This is a genomic window from Mannheimia granulomatis (genome assembly GCF_011455695.1).
Taxonomy (GTDB): Bacteria; Pseudomonadota; Gammaproteobacteria; order Enterobacterales; family Pasteurellaceae; genus Mannheimia; species Mannheimia granulomatis_A.
The window spans coordinates 1,613,046-1,629,637 of record NZ_CP015030.1; the positions used below are offsets into that span (position 1 = coordinate 1,613,046).

The 16,592-nt window shown below is 39.2% G+C and carries 18 protein-coding genes and 1 other annotated feature; of the genes, 8 read left to right on the top strand and 10 right to left on the bottom strand.

The annotated features are described in order from the left end of the window. Positions 1-57: 57 nt before the first annotated feature. Entirely contained in the window at positions 58-696 is a 639-nt protein-coding gene (dsbA, locus tag A4G16_RS07780) for a thiol:disulfide interchange protein DsbA (RefSeq protein WP_165889405.1), read from the top strand. Positions 697-781: 85 nt separating this feature from the next. Beyond that, positions 782-1,075 (top strand): YfcZ/YiiS family protein, encoded by a 294-nt coding sequence (locus A4G16_RS07785; protein WP_165889406.1) that lies wholly within the window; start codon positions 782-784, stop codon positions 1,073-1,075. Between the two features lie 69 nt (positions 1,076-1,144). Here A4G16_RS07785 and srmB read toward each other — a convergent pair whose 3' ends face one another. Further along, on the bottom strand, positions 1,145-2,479 hold the full coding sequence (gene srmB, locus A4G16_RS07790) for an ATP-dependent RNA helicase SrmB (RefSeq protein WP_165889407.1): 1,335 nt from the start codon (positions 2,477-2,479) through the stop codon (positions 1,145-1,147). A 147-nt stretch (positions 2,480-2,626) separates the two neighbouring features. On the opposite strand from srmB, the gene A4G16_RS07795 reads away from it, so the two are divergent. Continuing rightward, positions 2,627-2,890 (top strand): GrxA family glutaredoxin, encoded by a 264-nt coding sequence (locus tag A4G16_RS07795; protein WP_165889408.1) that lies wholly within the window; start codon positions 2,627-2,629, stop codon positions 2,888-2,890. 59 nt (positions 2,891-2,949) lie between these two features. Here A4G16_RS07795 and A4G16_RS07800 read toward each other — a convergent pair whose 3' ends face one another. The 4 genes from A4G16_RS07800 to A4G16_RS07815 all read right to left on the bottom strand — a co-directional run bounded on the left by A4G16_RS07800 (position 2,950) and on the right by A4G16_RS07815 (position 7,104). Beyond that, positions 2,950-3,045, bottom strand: coding sequence for a methionine/alanine import family NSS transporter small subunit (locus A4G16_RS07800; RefSeq protein WP_165889409.1), 96 nt, complete (start codon positions 3,043-3,045; stop codon positions 2,950-2,952). Beyond that, positions 3,045-4,550 (bottom strand): sodium-dependent transporter, encoded by a 1,506-nt coding sequence (locus tag A4G16_RS07805; protein ID WP_165889410.1) that lies wholly within the window; start codon positions 4,548-4,550, stop codon positions 3,045-3,047. Before A4G16_RS07805 ends, A4G16_RS07800 begins: the two co-directional genes overlap by 1 nt. 335 nt (positions 4,551-4,885) lie before the next feature. Beyond that, the gene (locus tag A4G16_RS07810) at positions 4,886-6,181 is read right to left on the bottom strand and encodes an HlyC/CorC family transporter (RefSeq protein WP_165889411.1); all 1,296 of its coding nucleotides are present in this window, start codon (positions 6,179-6,181) and stop codon (positions 4,886-4,888) included. Between the two features lie 125 nt (positions 6,182-6,306). Beyond that, positions 6,307-7,104, bottom strand: a complete 798-nt coding sequence (locus A4G16_RS07815) for a cytochrome C assembly family protein (protein ID WP_165889412.1) — start codon at positions 7,102-7,104, stop codon at positions 6,307-6,309. Between the two features lie 220 nt (positions 7,105-7,324). On the opposite strand from A4G16_RS07815, the gene yceD reads away from it, so the two are divergent. Genes yceD through plsX form a run of 3 tightly spaced genes read left to right on the top strand, consistent with a single transcriptional unit; the run spans position 7,325 to position 9,086 of the window. After that, positions 7,325-7,849 (top strand): 23S rRNA accumulation protein YceD, encoded by a 525-nt coding sequence (gene yceD, locus A4G16_RS07820; protein ID WP_027073732.1) that lies wholly within the window; start codon positions 7,325-7,327, stop codon positions 7,847-7,849. A gap of 16 nt (positions 7,850-7,865) precedes the next feature. Continuing rightward, positions 7,866-8,036, top strand: a complete 171-nt coding sequence (rpmF, locus tag A4G16_RS07825; protein WP_005598552.1) for a 50S ribosomal protein L32 — start codon at positions 7,866-7,868, stop codon at positions 8,034-8,036. Between the two features lie 18 nt (positions 8,037-8,054). Next, positions 8,055-9,086, top strand: a complete 1,032-nt coding sequence (plsX, locus tag A4G16_RS07830; RefSeq protein ID WP_165889413.1) for a phosphate acyltransferase PlsX — start codon at positions 8,055-8,057, stop codon at positions 9,084-9,086. Positions 9,087-9,114: 28 nt separating this feature from the next. Here the strand turns inward: plsX and hisD are convergent, their stop codons facing one another. Continuing rightward, positions 9,115-10,398 carry a histidinol dehydrogenase gene (hisD, locus tag A4G16_RS07835; protein ID WP_165889414.1) on the bottom strand — a complete coding sequence of 428 codons (1,284 nt, stop codon included), beginning with the start codon at positions 10,396-10,398 and terminating at the stop codon, positions 9,115-9,117. A gap of 118 nt (positions 10,399-10,516) precedes the next feature. Next, positions 10,517-11,416, bottom strand: a complete 900-nt coding sequence (hisG, locus tag A4G16_RS07840; protein ID WP_165889415.1) for an ATP phosphoribosyltransferase — start codon at positions 11,414-11,416, stop codon at positions 10,517-10,519. Between the two features lie 36 nt (positions 11,417-11,452). Next, positions 11,453-11,581, bottom strand: a sequence feature (His leader region). Between the two features lie 195 nt (positions 11,582-11,776). Here hisG and A4G16_RS07845 point away from each other — a divergent pair. Next, entirely contained in the window at positions 11,777-12,634 is an 858-nt protein-coding gene (locus A4G16_RS07845; RefSeq protein ID WP_165889416.1) for a phosphoribosylaminoimidazolesuccinocarboxamide synthase, read from the top strand. Positions 12,635-12,794: 160 nt separating this feature from the next. Here A4G16_RS07845 and A4G16_RS07850 read toward each other — a convergent pair whose 3' ends face one another. From A4G16_RS07850 to ilvC, 3 genes are all read right to left on the bottom strand, one after another. Next, the gene (locus A4G16_RS07850; protein WP_165889417.1) at positions 12,795-13,100 is read right to left on the bottom strand and encodes a nucleotidyltransferase family protein; all 306 of its coding nucleotides are present in this window, start codon (positions 13,098-13,100) and stop codon (positions 12,795-12,797) included. Then, entirely contained in the window at positions 13,093-13,530 is a 438-nt protein-coding gene (locus A4G16_RS07855) for a nucleotidyltransferase substrate binding protein (RefSeq protein ID WP_165889418.1), read from the bottom strand. Before A4G16_RS07855 ends, A4G16_RS07850 begins: the two co-directional genes overlap by 8 nt. A gap of 90 nt (positions 13,531-13,620) precedes the next feature. Beyond that, complete coding sequence (gene ilvC, locus A4G16_RS07860; protein WP_165889419.1) at positions 13,621-15,102, bottom strand: ketol-acid reductoisomerase; 1,482 nt, start codon at positions 15,100-15,102, stop codon at positions 13,621-13,623. A 233-nt stretch (positions 15,103-15,335) separates the two neighbouring features. Between ilvC and A4G16_RS07865 the strand changes: the two genes are divergently transcribed. After that, positions 15,336-16,580, top strand: a complete 1,245-nt coding sequence (locus tag A4G16_RS07865; protein ID WP_165889420.1) for a paraquat-inducible protein A — start codon at positions 15,336-15,338, stop codon at positions 16,578-16,580. Positions 16,581-16,592 lie beyond the last annotated feature (12 nt).

The following is a 16,592-nucleotide window of genomic DNA, read 5'->3' on the forward strand; positions in this document are numbered from 1 at the left end:
TTGTCTGAGTTCACATCTATTATTTATCTATTTCTCAACATTTTGAAGGAATCATTTATGAAAAAATTTGCATTAAAAACTGCTTTTATTGCACTTTCTGCACTTTGTGCTTTTAATACCACAGCATTCGCAGCGGATCCCACTGCCGGCAAAGAATATATTGAAGTACGCAAAGCGCCTTCAGCCCAAAAAGAAGTGGTGGAATTTTTCTCTTTCTACTGCCCACACTGCTATGATTTTGAGCTAAGTTACAAAATCCCATCTCAAATTAAAGCTAAATTACCGGCAGACACTAAATTAGTACAATATCATGTAAATTTTTTGGGTGGTCAATCTGAAAATCTCACTCGTGCTTGGGCATTAGCAATGGCGTTAGGAGCAGAAGATAAAGTCAAAACAGCTCTATTTGAAGCTGCCCGTAAAGATTCATTGAAATCGATGGACGATATTCGTGCCGTCTTTTTAGCAAACGGCATTACCGCTGAACAATTTGATAACGGTATTAATAGCTTCGCGGTAAACGGTTTAGTGAACAAACAGGTTCAACTAGCAGAAGATTTCCAAATTCGTGGTGTTCCGGCATTTTTTGTAAACGGTCAATATCAGCTTAATTTAGAAGGTTTTACCGATTCAAGCTCAACAAATGACTTTATCAAGCGTTATATTGATGCAGTCGTGTTCTTAAGCAAAAAATAATTGAGATAATCAATGCCGAATAGAAAATTCTATTCGGCATTTTTACTGGTTAGTGCGAAGATCATTTCAAAAGATAGGAATTAAAATGCGTAAAACCATGCAACAAAAGGCAGAAGAAGCTCACAATATGTGTAAATTAAAAGGAGACTCTCTGCTAGATAACAGCAACCGTCAGATAAGTTTTGAAGCGGTTTATAACAGCGAAGATGAAGCTTTACAAGCGGTCGAATTTTTTACACAAAAAGCAAAATCGGTGGAAACCGAACCTTGCGAAATCCAAACTGAAATCAGTCTTGTCGAAGAAGGGTTTCTGATGAAAATGTGGATAGAATTTAGCTGTGAAGCAGAAGTAATTTTATTCCAAATGGCACTTCGATAATGCTAAAACAAGCGGTTATTTTTTGTAAGATTTTTGCAAAAAATCATGTAAAAATAACCGCTTGTATTCTTACGCCTGTTTAACCACTGCCGACTCGCTGCTTGGCTTACGGCGTTTGCCGATATTTTTAGTATCTTTGTGGCGAACTTTCACTTTCTGTTTTGCCGCCTCTTTTTTCACTTCTTTTTTCTTTTTAATACGAGCCTTTTCTTTTTTGCTGGTGATATTTAGCTCAGCATCTTTCGGTGCTTTCGTGCGTGGCTCTAAGCCCTCAATAATACGAGGTTTTAACGCCTCTTCAGTGTAGCGTTTAATTTTACCAAGTAGCTTATAATCATGAGCTTCCACTAACGAAATCGCCGAGCCTTTTTTGCCTGCGCGAGCGGTTCGCCCAATACGATGTAAGTAAGTATCAGCACTATAAGGCAAATCGTAGTTAATCACAAAATCCACATCGTCAATGTCAATTCCTCGAGCCGCTACATCGGTCGCAACCAACACATTTACCACACCCTCTTTTAGACGGGAAATGGCTTGATTACGTTGAGTTTGAGCCATTTCTCCCTCAAGGTAGGTGGAACGTAGCCCACGCTTACGGAGGGTTTCGCTAAGCTCTCGCACATCTTCACGGCGGCGAACAAACACAATCGCTTTTCCAATCGAAAACTCCCCGATTAGGCGAGCCAATAGCTTGGTTTTATGTTCCACATTATCTGCATGATAATACCATTGCTGGATTTTTTTACGCTCACGGCGGCTTGGTTCGGCATCCACTTTAATCGGATCATTTAATAAACGGTTGGAAAAATCGTCCAATAATTCACCCTCAAGCGTCGCGGAAAAAAGCCAAGTATATTTACGCCAGCGGGTTTCAGCAGCAATTTTTTCTGCATCTTGCCCAAAGCCCATTTGCAACATTCGGTCTGCCTCATCAAAAATAAGAATTTCTACCGCCCGGCAATCAAAATTTTCTTCTTTGATGTATTGCATTAAACGCCCCGGTGTTGCAACTACAATATCTTGATTGCTGTTAAACACTTCACCGTGATTTTGGTAAGCCACACCACCGGTAATAGTTGCGATGCTCAATTTAGTAAACTGAGCTAACTCTTGCGCCTGCTCTGCTACTTGCATTGCCAATTCACGGGTTGGGGTCAAAATCAAAATACGTGGAGCGCCCGGCTTACGGCGTGGATAATCAAGCAAATGCTGAATGGCCGGTAGTAAAAAAGCAGCTGTTTTACCTGTGCCGGTTGGAGCAGAGCCAAGCAAATCTCTCCCTTCCAAAGCAGCAGGAATAGTGGCTTGTTGAATAGATGTTGGGCGGCTATAGCCTTTTTTTGCTAAGGCTTTAAGTAGTTGAGGGTGTAAATCTAATTCCTCAAATGTAGTTAATTGGGTCATTTCTTTTTCTCTAATCATGAATTTCCCCAAAGTATATCATATTAACGGCGTAGGGTGATGGTGAATAAAGTTATCCTCAAATTTGCAAAAGATTGCTAAAATATGACCGCTTGCAAAGCGATAATCTTATTTTAGAAGGAAAATAGTATGTTTGTTGAGATTTATGGACGTTATTCTTGCCCATATTGCACCCGTGCAAAAGCATTAGCGGAAAAAATGAAAGCGGAATTAAGCGATTTTGATTTCAAATTTATCGATATGATTACAGAAAATATCTCAAAAAAAGATTTAGAACCGCGTGTCGGCAAGCCGGTTGCCACGGTTCCACAAATTTTTATAGACGACACTCACGTTGGTGGCTGCACCGATTTCCAAGCATTTGTGAAAAGCAAATTTGGCATTGAAGTCTAATAAAACGCAAATGACCGCTTTTACAAGCGGTCATTTTTTTGCTTATTTTTGCAATAATGTTACTCTTTTGGTAAGCGTTTAACCGCAAAGATTAAACCGCCCCAGATGATTACCATTGCAACCACCATCGTAATAATTGCTGCTGAACTCATCATTATTCTCCTTTTGGTTCATTTTTCCAAGATAATTTGGAAAGTAGGTAAGCCACAACCACTAAGCCGATTGCCATTCCCCAACCGAAGGTATTCACAAACCAGCTTGGGTAGCCTTCGTAACCTTCACGGTACACTTTGCTGATTTCGCTAAACAGCATAAATGCTAATACGCCCGAAGTGATGACGATACATAAACGCCAGATAAAGCCGACTTTGAATGAAGAGACTTCGTTTAAGTGTTTCTCTAATGTGCTGAGTTTTTCGTTAGTTACAATCGCAATCAGTGAAACAAACGCCACTGCAACGATACCGAATTGGTTCACGAATTTATCCATAACATCTAACATTGGTAAGCCGGTTGTTGTACCGAATAAGAGTACAGACACGACCATCATCGGAATACCTACGATTAAGGTGGCTTTCACACGGCCTGCATTCAGTTTATCTTGTACCGCAGAAACGATAACTTCCACAACAGAGATGAAAGAAGTTAATGCTGCAAAGGTAAGTGAACCGAAGAACAGTACGCCGACTAATGCACCCATTGGCGCTTGGTTAATAATAGTTGGGAAGGCGAAGAAGGCTAAACCGATACCACCTTTTGCCACTTCATTCACTTCTTGACCAGCAGATAATGCCATAAAGCCAAGTGCGGCAAATACACCGATACCTGCTAATAATTCAAAGGCACTGTTCGCAAAACCTACTACTAAACCTGAACCGGTTAGGTCAGTTTTTGGTTTCAGGTATGAAGAGTAAGTAATCATGATCCCGAAACAGATGGAGAGTGAGAAGAAGATTTGACCGTAAGCGGCAATCCATACACTTGGATCAGAGAGTTTGTCCCAGTTTGGTGTAAACAACGCATCTAAGCCTTTTGCTGCCCCTGGTAAAGTTAATGAGTAACCCACTAATACAAGGAACATCACGACCAATAACGGCATTAAAATGTTAGAGGAGGCAGAGATACCTTTTTTGATCCCTAATGCCAATACAGCAATCGCCACCAGCCATACTGCGATTAATGGACCTGTGACCATACCGACAAATTCAAAGCTCACACCTTGTGAAATATCACCCATTTTCAGGAATTCGCCGATAAAGAAATCCACCGGTTTGTCGCCCCATGCCCCTGTTAATGAGAAGTAAGTATAGCTTGCTGCCCAGCCGAGAACGACCGCATAGTAGATCCCGATGATCACGTTGATTAACACTTGCCACCAACCGAAGGTTTCAAATTTCGGGCTGAAACGGCGGAAAGATAACGGTGCACCACCACGATATTTATGACCAATTGCATAGTCTAAGAACAGCAGTGGGATACCTGCGGTTAATAAGGCAATAATATATGGCAGAATAAATGCACCACCACCGTTTTCATAAGTAGTATAAGGGAAACGCCAGATGTTTCCTAAGCCGACAGCGGAACCAATGGCCGCCATAATAAATGCACCACGTCCGGAAAAAGTTTCTCTTTGTGGTGCGTTAGATGATTGATTAGACACGGGAATACCTCAAACTGATTCAGTTTTATATTAAATGAGTATTAAATTTTGTGAAATGCGATTTGCTCACATTTTAAGAGCGGAATATGCACAAATTCTGATTAAATGTAAAGTAGAAAAATAAAGCAAAACTGACAAAAAACACCAAAATCACAATATAAAAAACTAATAAAAACATAAAAATCAAACAAAAAATCTAAAAAATAATATATAAAAGTTGAATATAAATAAAAAAAGCGAATACATTAGAATAATCATTTATATTCGTTTTTAACAAAAAAATAACACATTATTTGTACAAATAATGTGTTATTAGAAAAGGTTAAGATAAAAAATTAACTTAATTGAGCTTCCGTATTCTCAGACTCTTCTGTAGATAAATATTCTACTTTAGCTTGCTTCACCATATTTTCACTGACTTCTAGAATAGTTACTTTCAAGTTATATAACTCAAATTCCATGCCTTCATCCGGAATTTTTTCTAAATGCTCCAAAATCAGACCATTAAAAGTTCTCACTTCTTCTAAAGGCAGAGCCCAATTAAATAACTTATTTAAATCACGTAGATTTGCTGACCCCTCAATAATCACAGTACCATCTGATTGAGGCTGAACTTCCTGTTCAAGCGTTGGAGCAGAAGAGGTGGTAAACTCCCCTACAATCTCCTCTAAAATATCAGCTAGTGTCACCAAACCTTTAATATCGCCATATTCATCAACTACTAAACCAATTTTCTCTTTATTGGCTTTAAAGTTCATTAACTGAGTAGTAAGTGGCGTACCTTCAGGAATAAAATAAATCTCATCAATAGCACGAATGAGCATTTCTTTGGTAAATTCGTTCTTCTCAAGCATTAGACGAAAAGCTTCACGCACACGTAAAATACCGAGAATATTGTTATCCATATCGCCTTTATAGATAATCACCCGAGCGTGTGGTGCATGGTTGAGCTGACGCATAATGGCTTTCCAATCATCGTCAATATCAATACCACTAATATCATTACGAGGCACCATAATATCGTCTACCGTGACCTTTTCCATATCTAAAATAGAAACTAACATCTCACGATGTTCTTCGGGAATAAATTTACCGGCATCTAATACCACGCTGCGTAGTTCTTCAGCACTTAAACCTTGTTTATCCTTTTTCTGAATACGCAGCAGCTTCATCAAGCCGTTAATAATCATATTCATCAAAAAGACGATTGGGCTAAGTAGTTTTTTTAATGGAGTCAGAATAAAGCTGGCAAAAAAACCGACTTTTTCAGGATAAATTGCCGCAATAGTTTTAGGTAAAATTTCAGAGAAAACTAACATAACAAATGTTAGTAAACCGGTTGCAATCGCAATGCCAGCCTCACCGGAAAGCTGCATTCCTATCATAGTCGCAATAGCTGAAGCGGCGATATTAACCAAGTTATTACAAATTAAGATAAGGCTAAGTAGCACGTCTGTGCGTGCCAAGAGTTTTTCCGCTAATTTTGCGCCTTTATGCCCTTGAGCTGCCAGGTGTCTCATTTTATAGCGGTTTAAAGACATCAGCCCGGTTTCCGAGCCTGAGAAAAAAGCAGAGAGTACTAAAAGAATAGCTAAGGTAATAAATAAACTACTCAGGGGAATACTGTCCAAAATTGAATTCCTATGTAAATTAATCAAAAAAATTATTGCAGCTCTTTATTTTATGCTGCAATAACTCACGCCGTCCTTAACACCGACTTGCAAAAAATTTAGCTTTTCTGACCGCTTGTAAAGGGTTAATGAACGATAATTCGGCTACCAAAATAGCCTATTGAGAGCAATATCATACCCGAAATCGAATAAATAAGCACCCGCTTTCCACGCCAACGTAATTTCCACTGTCCTAATAGCTGAACACAGTAGACCAACCACGCCAGTCCGGAGAAAATTGCTTTATGAATATGTTCCGGAGCAAAAAAATTATGTAGATAAATCATGCCCGAAATCAAGGTTAAAGTAAGCATTGCCTGTGCAGCCAAAGTTAATGTGAAAAAGTGACGCTCAACCGACATCAAAGGTGGCAAAATAGGGCAAAAGAACATTTTTTTGCTTTTTAGCTGTCTATCCAGCCACTTTAATTGAAAAGCATAAATTAAGGCTAGGAAAAATAGAGCATAAGAAAATAAAGCAATACCTAAGTGGAATAATAAACCCGCATTCTCTTGTAAGTGGCGGATAAAACTACCTTTTACAAAACTGGCAACCGATACACTGCAAATGGCAAAAGCATAAACGATAATCAGTGGAAACCATGCGGTTTTCCATTTTATTAACGCAAATGTTACGCAAATTGCCATGATAAAACTCATCAACGAAAGTACATTGGTTACCGTAAAATTTTGACCCGAAATTAAAATAAGATCGCCATATAACACTGCAGAATGCAAAATAATCGCCAACATACCTAATCCAAAGACTAAGGTAATATTCGGCTTTTTATTTACTGTGGTTGCATTTTCTAAGTTTACCAGCGTTGGGGCAACCCAAAGCAAGGTTAACGCATAAGCAACTATTGCTAAGGCAGGAAGTAACATTTTTCTCGAATCTCGTAAAATAAATAAGAATAATTTTCAGAATTTTAATCAAAAGTATCAGTTTTCGCTAGTTTTTGCTATGGTTAGATGAAAAATTACCCTAGAAAATAACCACTTTTTATTTTAAGTCAAACCGTCGCTTTTATATGAAAGGATATATTCATCAAAAAAATAATTTTCCTTTGACTAATTTCCTTTCTATCTGTAATATGCACACCCTATGCAAAAGGTAAAACTACCCCTTACTATTGACCCGTACAAAGACGCTCAGCGTCGAGTGGATTATGAAGGTTACATTTCAAGTGAGCTTCTAAAACGCTTGGGTGAATCAGTATGTAACGTGCTAAGTGATGCACAAGTTACTCTATCGTTATATGTCGATCCACAACGTTTGACTGTGATTAAAGGCACAGCAACCGTTGATGTGGAGTTTGACTGCCAACGTTGTGGTGACCCGTTTACACAAACGCTAGACTGTTCATTTAGTTTCAGTCCGGTGTCTAACATGGATCAGGCGGACATCTTGCCCGAAATTTATGAACCTATCGAAGTAAACGAGTTCGGTGAAGTAAATTTACTAGAAATGATTGAAGATGAATTTATTCTTGAATTACCTCTAGTCCCGATGCATAGTGAAGAACACTGTGAAGTGTCCGGTGTCGAACAGGTATTTGGTGAATTGCCTGAAGAATTGGCAAAAAAACCAAATCCGTTCGCAATATTAGCTAATTTAAAGAAAAACTAGATCTAGGAGAAAGCCCGTGGCTGTTCAACAAAATAAGAAATCTCGTTCACGTCGTGATATGCGTCGTTCACACGATGCGTTAACAACTGCAGCAGTTTCAGTAGATAAAACAACTGGTGAAACTCACTTACGCCACCACGTAACTGCAGATGGTTACTACCGTGGTCGTAAAGTAATCAACAAGTAATTCCTTTCGAGGTATATCTTGAGTGATATCACTCTTGCAATAGATGTGATGGGCGGGGACTTTGGTCCCCGTGTTACTATTGTGGCCATCGCAAATACATTAAAATGCAATTCCAAACTCTCGTTTCTTTTATTTGGTGATGAATACCAAATAATACCTCTTTTAAAAAAATACTCCCTCGAAAATCACCCTCGTATTCAGCTTCATCACACCCAACAAGTGATTGATCCCGATGTTCCTTTTTCAACCGCCATCCGTCAAAGTAAAAACAGTTCAATGCGTTTAGCTATCGAAGCAGTAGCCACCGGCAAAGCTCAGGGATGTATTAGCGGAGGCAATACAGGAGCATTAATGGGTTTGGCTAAATTATTGATTGAACCATTACCTAATATTGAACGTCCCGCATTGACTTCTTTAATTCCGACAATGAACGGAAACTCTACGGTTATGCTAGATTTAGGAGCTAATATTGAGGTGAGTAATCACCAACTTATCCAATTTGCCGATATGGGGAATATTTTTGCTCAAGTTATGCTCGGTTTAGTTTACCCCCGCCTTTCTTTACTCAATATTGGCACAGAAGAAAATAAAGGTACAGCCCAAATTAAAGAAGTGCATCAAGTGCTAAAAACACGACTTGATCTCAACTATCTTGGTTTTATTGAAAGCGATAAATTAACCAGCTATATAACAGACGTAATCGTCTGTGACGGCTATAGCGGTAATATTGCATTAAAAGCATTAGAAGGAGCGGCAAAAAATATTCTTTCTTTGCTTAAAAAAGAGAAAGCTGATTCTGATATTTGCCGTAAAACAAAACGCTATTTGTTAAGAGTGATTTTCCATCGTTACTACCGCAAACTACAAGAAATCAATCCTGATCGCCATAATGGCGCGACTTTACTCGGGTTATCAAAAGTAATAGTTAAAAGCCATGGTGGAGCAAACGCTAACGCCTTTAGCTACGCAATTGATTACGCTATTCAGCAGATTGAAAACGATATTCCAAACAAGATTATGGCAAGATTACATCAACTTGATAAAAAATAAGCGAACCGTTCAGTTCGCTTATTTTGTTTTAGCCTTTTAATTTTGCTACACGTAAACTGACTGCGTTTTTATGTGCTTGCAATAACTCGGCACTTGCCATTTGTTCTACTGTTTCCGCTAAAGCTAAAAAGCCTACTGGGGTTAATTCTTGTACTGTCATGCGCTTACTAAAATCGGCTAATCCTAAACTAGAATAAGTTTTAGTGTAGCCATAAGTTGGCAACACATGATTGGTCCCGCTAGCATAATCGCCCATAGATTCCGGTGAATAAGCGCCTAAGAAAATAGAACCTGCATTATCTAAATCTACAAGCAGTGATCGAGCATTTTCAGTCTGTACAATTAAATGCTCAGGTGCATATTTATTGCTAATTTCGACCGCTTGTTGCAAATTTTCCGCAATAAAAGTGCGACTGTGAGCCAAAGCTTTACGGGCAGTTTCTCCACGAGGTAAAACAGAAACCTGTTTTTCTAACTCCTCATCAACTTCCTTGGCTAAAGTTTCACTTGGCGTGACTAAAATCACTTGTGAATCAGCACCGTGTTCGGCTTGGGAAAGCAAATCACTGGCCACAAAGGCAGGATCAGCAAATTCATCAGCAATCACTAATACCTCAGACGGTCCTGCCGGCATATCAATCGCAGTGCCTTCTTGTACAACTTGGCGTTTGGCCTCCGTTACAAAAGCATTACCTGGCCCGAAAATTTTATCTACTTGCTGTATTGTTTCCGTGCCGTTTGCCATTGCAATTATCGCCTGAGCCCCACCTACCGCATAGATAGTTTCTACTCCACATAAATTTGCAGTATAGAGAATCTCATCAGCAATCGGCGGAGGCGAGCAAAGCACAACTTTCTTACAACCAGCGATTTTTGCCGGAATCGCCAACATTAAAACTGTAGAAAACAGCGGAGCCGAGCCGCCCGGAATATAAAGTCCAACACGATTAATCGGACGGGTAAGTACTTGGCAACGCACACCCGCTTGGGTTTCGATATCCACCTCTTGATTTTGCTGAGCCTTGTGAAAGGCTTCAATGTTTGCTTTAGCATTTTGAATTGCCTTTTTCAAAGCAGGGGAAATGCGGCTTTCCGCCTGCTGAATTTGCTCTTTCGATATGACCAGGCTCTCTAATTTTACTTTATCAAATTTTTCGCTTAGCTCTAATAAGGCTTTATCGCCGTTTTCTAATACGTTTTTTTTAATTGCCTCAACAGCTGTTTTGATGCTTTCACCAATGACTTGTGCCGGACGAGCAAGATATTGCTCTTGCTCTATTTCACTCAGATTATTCCAAATTAGGGTTTGCATATTTTGTCCTTATTTATGCCTAGCACGGCAAAGCCGTACTAGGTTACGCATATTTGAGCCGCTCTGCGGCTCTATTTTCGGTTACTTTCTTTGCACAAGCAAAGAAATAACATAAAACCTACGCCAACATTTTCTCAATAGGTAGAACGAGAACAGAACTCGCGCCCATCTCCTTAAGCTGCTCCATTGTTTCCCAAAACAGATTTTCTTGACTTACTACATGCATAGCCACTCGTGTTTGATCATTGGCAAGTGGCAGAATAGTCGGATTTTCTACTCCTGGTAATAACGCCGTGATTTGTGTTAACTTATCTTTTGGTGCGTGTAACATAATGTACTTCGACTCACCCGCCTGTTGCACACCTTGGATACGAGTCAGTAATTTCTCAACTAAGGCTTGTTTTTCGGCAGAAAGCGGTTCTTTACGCTGAATTAAACAAGCTGTGGAACGATAAATCACCTCCACCTCCTTCAACCCGTTTGCCTCAAGAGTTGCGCCTGAAGAAACCAAATCGCAAATAGCTGTAGCAATACCAGCACTTGGGGCAACTTCTACTGAGCCAGTTAATAAAATACTTTTAAACGGCACACCTTGCTCTTTCATATAGCGTTTTAATAAATTAGGATATGAAGTAGCAATCACAGTATCCTCCAAATCTTTTACACTGGTATAATTTTTATCACGATCAATGGCAAGAGATAAGCGACATCCGCCAAAATCTAACTGGCGAAGTTTTTTATATTCTACCTTTTCACCGCCAGCTAATCGTCCGAGCTCTTCTTCCTCTAGTACATTCTCACCGATAATGCCAAGATCTACTACACCATCAAAGACTAAGCCCGGAATATCATCATCACGCACACGCAAGATTTCAATCGGCATATTTTCCGAATAGGCAATCAAGCGTTGGTCATTCCAAATAATTTTTACTCCGCACTGTTTCAATAATTCACTACATTCTTGGCTTAAACGCCCTTTTTTCTGCATTGCGATGCGTAATCGATTTTGTGTTGTCATTGCTGTTTCCTTCTTGTTTTTTTAAATTTTAAATGTAAAGAAAAACCCTCTCGAAAAGACTTCCGAGAGGGTTAAATTTAGTTTGCCTTTATGCGTACTCGGAAGTTTCTATCTTCCGCACACATCAAATGCCCGAAAGATTATTCAGGGAAATGATGGTGATGATGAGTACGAATAAATGTCATTGTTCTATTCTCCAAAAATGAGCTGTTTTTAAAGATACGCCTAAATTTTAACAATGACAAGTCTTTTTTATAAAATTTGTTTTTATTATCTCAAAATAACTTATCGCAAACGTTTGCGTAAAGCGGTATAATTTCCCTAATTTTTTACAAATTCAATAAAGCAGGAATTTTAAAAATGCAAATCAGCTTAAAAAAAATCTACTCCGGCAAAGTACGTGACCTCTACGAAATTGACGAAAAACGAATGTTAATGGTGGCAACCGATCGCTTATCGGCATTTGATGTAATCTTAGATGACCCTATCCCACACAAAGGTGAAATCCTCACTCAAATCTCTAATTTCTGGTTTAACAAATTAGCTCATATTATGCCAAACCACTTCACAGGTGATAGCGTGTTTGATGTATTACCGAAAGAAGAAGCTGAAGCAATTCAATATCGTGCAGTAGTTTGCAAACGCTTAACTCCGGTCAAAATTGAGTCAATTGTGCGTGGTTATTTAACCGGCTCAGGCTTAAAAGATTACAAACAAACCGGCACCATCTGTGGCTTAAAATTACCTGAAGGTTTGACAGAAGCAAGCAAATTACCACAGCCAATTTTTACTCCATCTAGCAAAGCAGAAGTGGGCGATCACGATATCAACATCAGCTATGAAGAGTGCGAACGCCAAATCGGCGTTGAACTTGCCGCCAAAGTACGCGATGCTGCTCTCGCACTTTACACTGAAGCGGCAGAATATGCCTTAACCAAAGGCATTATTATCTGCGATACCAAATTTGAATTCGGATTAGATGAAAACGGTGTACTGACGTTAATGGACGAAGTACTGACTCCAGACTCCAGCCGTTTCTGGTCTGTCAAAACTTACCAAGAAGGCACAAATCCGCCATCATTTGATAAACAATTCGTGCGAGATTGGCTGGAAAACAGCGGTTGGAATAAACAAGCCCCGGCTCCAAAAGTGCCTATGGATGTGATTGAAAAAACCGTGGCAAAATACCAAGAAGTTTTAGATTTATTAACCAAATAAGAGAACAAGCGATTACAAAAAGCATTGCTTTTTGAACGTTGGCTTTGCCAATGGCAGCGAAGCTGTAAACAATCCTTACAAGGATTGTGAATAATTTTAGTCAATTTTTGCAAATACGAAAAAGCCTGTAAGGAATACTTACAGGCTTTTGTTTTGAGAATTACTGGATTTCTATATATTTTTGCCGAATAATCTGCCGAAATGCTTCGCTGGTGGTTGCCCAATCAACAATATCTACTTTCCAAACTAAATCCGATTCAGAAAAAGCTTCTTTGAGATTATCACTCTCTAAAAAAGTTAAAGGCGTTTCAGTGATAATAGCTAAATCCAAATCTGAATATTTCCTCGCAGTACCTTTCACACGAGAACCAAATGCCCACACAGGATAGTTAGGAACAAACTGTTGGAGGATAGATTTAACAATCTCAAGTTCCTCTGGCTGAAGAGCTAATTCAGGTTTATCCATTTTGATTTCTCAAACGCAGTTGCTCAACTAAAAAACGGCTATATTCAAGGAAATCCTCAATTTGGCTATACACTGCTATTGCTTTATCTTGATTATAAGTATGAGAGGTAATATTTCGCATATCTCGGAAAGTAACCCATTTTGCCATATCATCAATCAAACCTGATTTTAACGCATCTCGCAAAATATCTTTAAAGCTATAAGCTTGTAAATCCTCAATACTAATAGCTTCTTGTTGCAGCTGTCTTTTGATCATTTTAAGGCTTAATTCATAGACAAATTCAAATTTTTGAATTGCTCCAGCTATCAGCGTATCTTGAACAATTGGTAATTGCTGATTAAACCAATGAGTATCAGAGAGCTGGTTCATTGTCTGTTCCAAAGATTGAAAAGCATCTTCTAAAACCTGAGTACTAAGCTGTTCAGACATTCTAAATTTCCCCAAAAACAAAAAGTGCGGTTATTCTACCGCACTTTTGCAAATTTCTTAATTTTTTTGACCGCTTGTAAATAATCTACATTAGCCTTGTGACGAAATACGTTTCATATCTGTCATATAACCACGTAATTCTTGGCCGATTAACTCGATTGGGTGGTTACGGATAGCATCATTCACATCACGTAAGTAAACGTTGTCGATTTCAACCGCTGGGGTTGGTTCGCCTAAATCACCTTTCTCTAACGTTGGGATAATTTCTTTCGCAAGAATTGGCGTTGCCACGTGGGAGAATAAGTAGTTGCCGTATTCTGCTGTGTCTGAAATAACCACGTTCATTTCATATAAACGTTTACGAGCGATGGTGTTTGCGATTAACGGTAACTCGTGTAAAGACTCATAGTAAGCAGATTCTTCGTAGATACCCGCTGACACCATGGTATCGAACGCTAATTCAACACCCGCTTTCACCATTGCAACCATTAACACACCGTTGTCAAAATATTCTTGTTCAGAAATTTTGATGCCGTCTGCTGCTGGTGCATTTTCAAATGCTGTTTTGCCGGTTTCTTCACGCCATTTTAATAGGTTTGCATCACCGTTCGCCCAGTCTGCCATCATGGTTGATGAGAACTCACCGCTGATGATGTCATCCATATGTTTAACGAATAAGAACGCTAATTTTTCTTTGATTTGCTCAGAAAGTTCAAATGCACGTAATTTTGCACTGTTAGATAAGCGATCCATCATTAAAGTGATACCGCCTTGTTTTAACGCTTCGGTAATGGTTTCCCAACCAAATTGAATTAATTTACCTGCATAAGCCGGATCTTTACCTTCAGATACTAACTTATCGTAACATACGATAGAACCTGCTTGTAACATACCGCAAAGGATAGTTTGCTCACCCATTAAGTCAGATTTTACTTCTGCAACAAATGAAGATTCTAACACACCCGCACGGTCGCCGCCGGTTGCACTTGCCCACGCTTTCGCAATCGCTAAGCCTTCACCTTTCGGGTCGTTTTCAGGGTGAACGGCGATTAATGTCGGCACACCGAAACCACGTTTGTACTCTTCACGTACTTCTGTACCCGGGCATTTTGGCGCTGTCATCACAACTGTGATGTCCGGACGAATTTGCTCACCTTCTTCAACGATATTAAAACCGTGTGAATAACCGAATGCGGCACCGTGTTTCATTAACGGCATAACATCAGCTACTACTTTTGAGTGTTGTTTGTCCGGGGTTAAGTTGATCACTAAATCAGCTTCTGGGATTAATTGCTCGTAAGTACCAACTACAAAGCCATTTTCTGAAGCACGTTTAAATGAAGCACGCTTTTCTGCAATTGCTTCAGGACGCAGTGCATAGCTGATATCTAGGCCAGAATCACGCATATTTAAACCTTGGTTTAAACCTTGTGCGCCACAGCCTACGATAACCACTTTTTTGCCTTTTAAGAAATTGCAGCCATCTGCAAATTCATTGCGATCCATAAAACGGCAGCGACCTAATTGGTCTAATTTTTGACGTAAATTTAATGTGTTGAAATAGTTAGCCATTTTTTAATCCTTATGATTAGTCAATGTGAGTATGAGGTTTTGTTTGCATATTGTTGTTGTGTTGTGAGATGAATTATACACCAGCACAGCATTGCGTAAATTGAAAATATCAGCATTTAATATTGCATAAATTGCAATAAAATGCAATTTGCAAAAGATTTAGCGAATTGAACCGCTTGCAATCTGTGAGATAAAGTAGAAAATAGCTACTTAAATTAAATGAAGACTGAAAAATGAAGATCAACAAAATCATTCTACAAAGCTGTAGCGAATGTGGACAATTAGTTCGTGTACCACTCAATTTTCACGGCAGTGCGGTCTGCCCAAACTGCCGCCATGAGCTACGAAAAAATAACCACTGGAGCCTACGCCGCTGTTCATTTTTAGCTCTTGCTATCTTAATCTTACTGCCTTTCGCTCTCACTTTTCCGCTACTAAGCATTGACTTACTTGGGGTAAGAATCAATGCAACCGTATGGGACGGTATTTGGAAAATGGCGACCTCAGGCTATCCATACACAGCTTTTATGGTATTGGTATGTGCAGTAATTATGCCACTGGCTTTCGTACTGTTAATTTTAACTGTTCAGCTGCAACGCATTATTCGTCAACGTCCTCGTTATACACTGATATTCTTAACCAAAATAAAAGAGTGGGTGATGTTAGATGTTTATTTGGTATCTCTCGCGGTTGCCGCGTTCAAAATTCGAGATTATGCAGACTTACACTTTGGCATACATTTAGTTGCCTTTGTAATTGTAGCACTTCTGAATACCTTGCTATTTATTAAAATTGAGCCACAGCAGGCATGGGAAAGGTTCTATCCGGAATATCATTCACTGCCCTTTGACCACCCAAGCAAACCTACCTTGTGTCCAACGTGTGAATACTGCTTTGATGAAAAAATTCTGGATTTAAAAGGCCGTCAACGCTGCCCGCGTTGTGAAAGTAATTTATCTATATCCGACAATATTAAGCTACAACGGGTTTGGGCTTGTTTGATAGCCGGAACGATTATGATAATTCCGGCAAATATTTTTCCAATTTCTATTACTGAAATGGCAGGGCAAGTTTCTGCAGACTCATTAATTTCAGGTGTGATTTTATTTATCAAAATGGGAAGTTATGCGGTCGCAGCCATCGTGTTTATTGCCAGTATTGCCGTACCGATAAGCAAAATAGCCACAATTTTGTATCTACTTTTGGCAATTCATCATAAATGGAAACACCCTATTCACCTGCAAATGAAATTATTGCATTACGTACACTTTGTAGGACGTTGGTCAATGCTGGATCTGTTTGTACTCTCGTTAATGATGTCATTGCTGGAAAGAGGCCAAATTTTAAGCTTCTCGGTAGGAGATGCTGCATTCTATTTCGGCGCTTCCGTATTTTTAACCATGTTTGCATCTGCCAATCTAGACGCCAGAATGCTATGGAACATTCATTATGATAATCAGGGTAAAAATAACCGCTAATCTAAGTGTGTA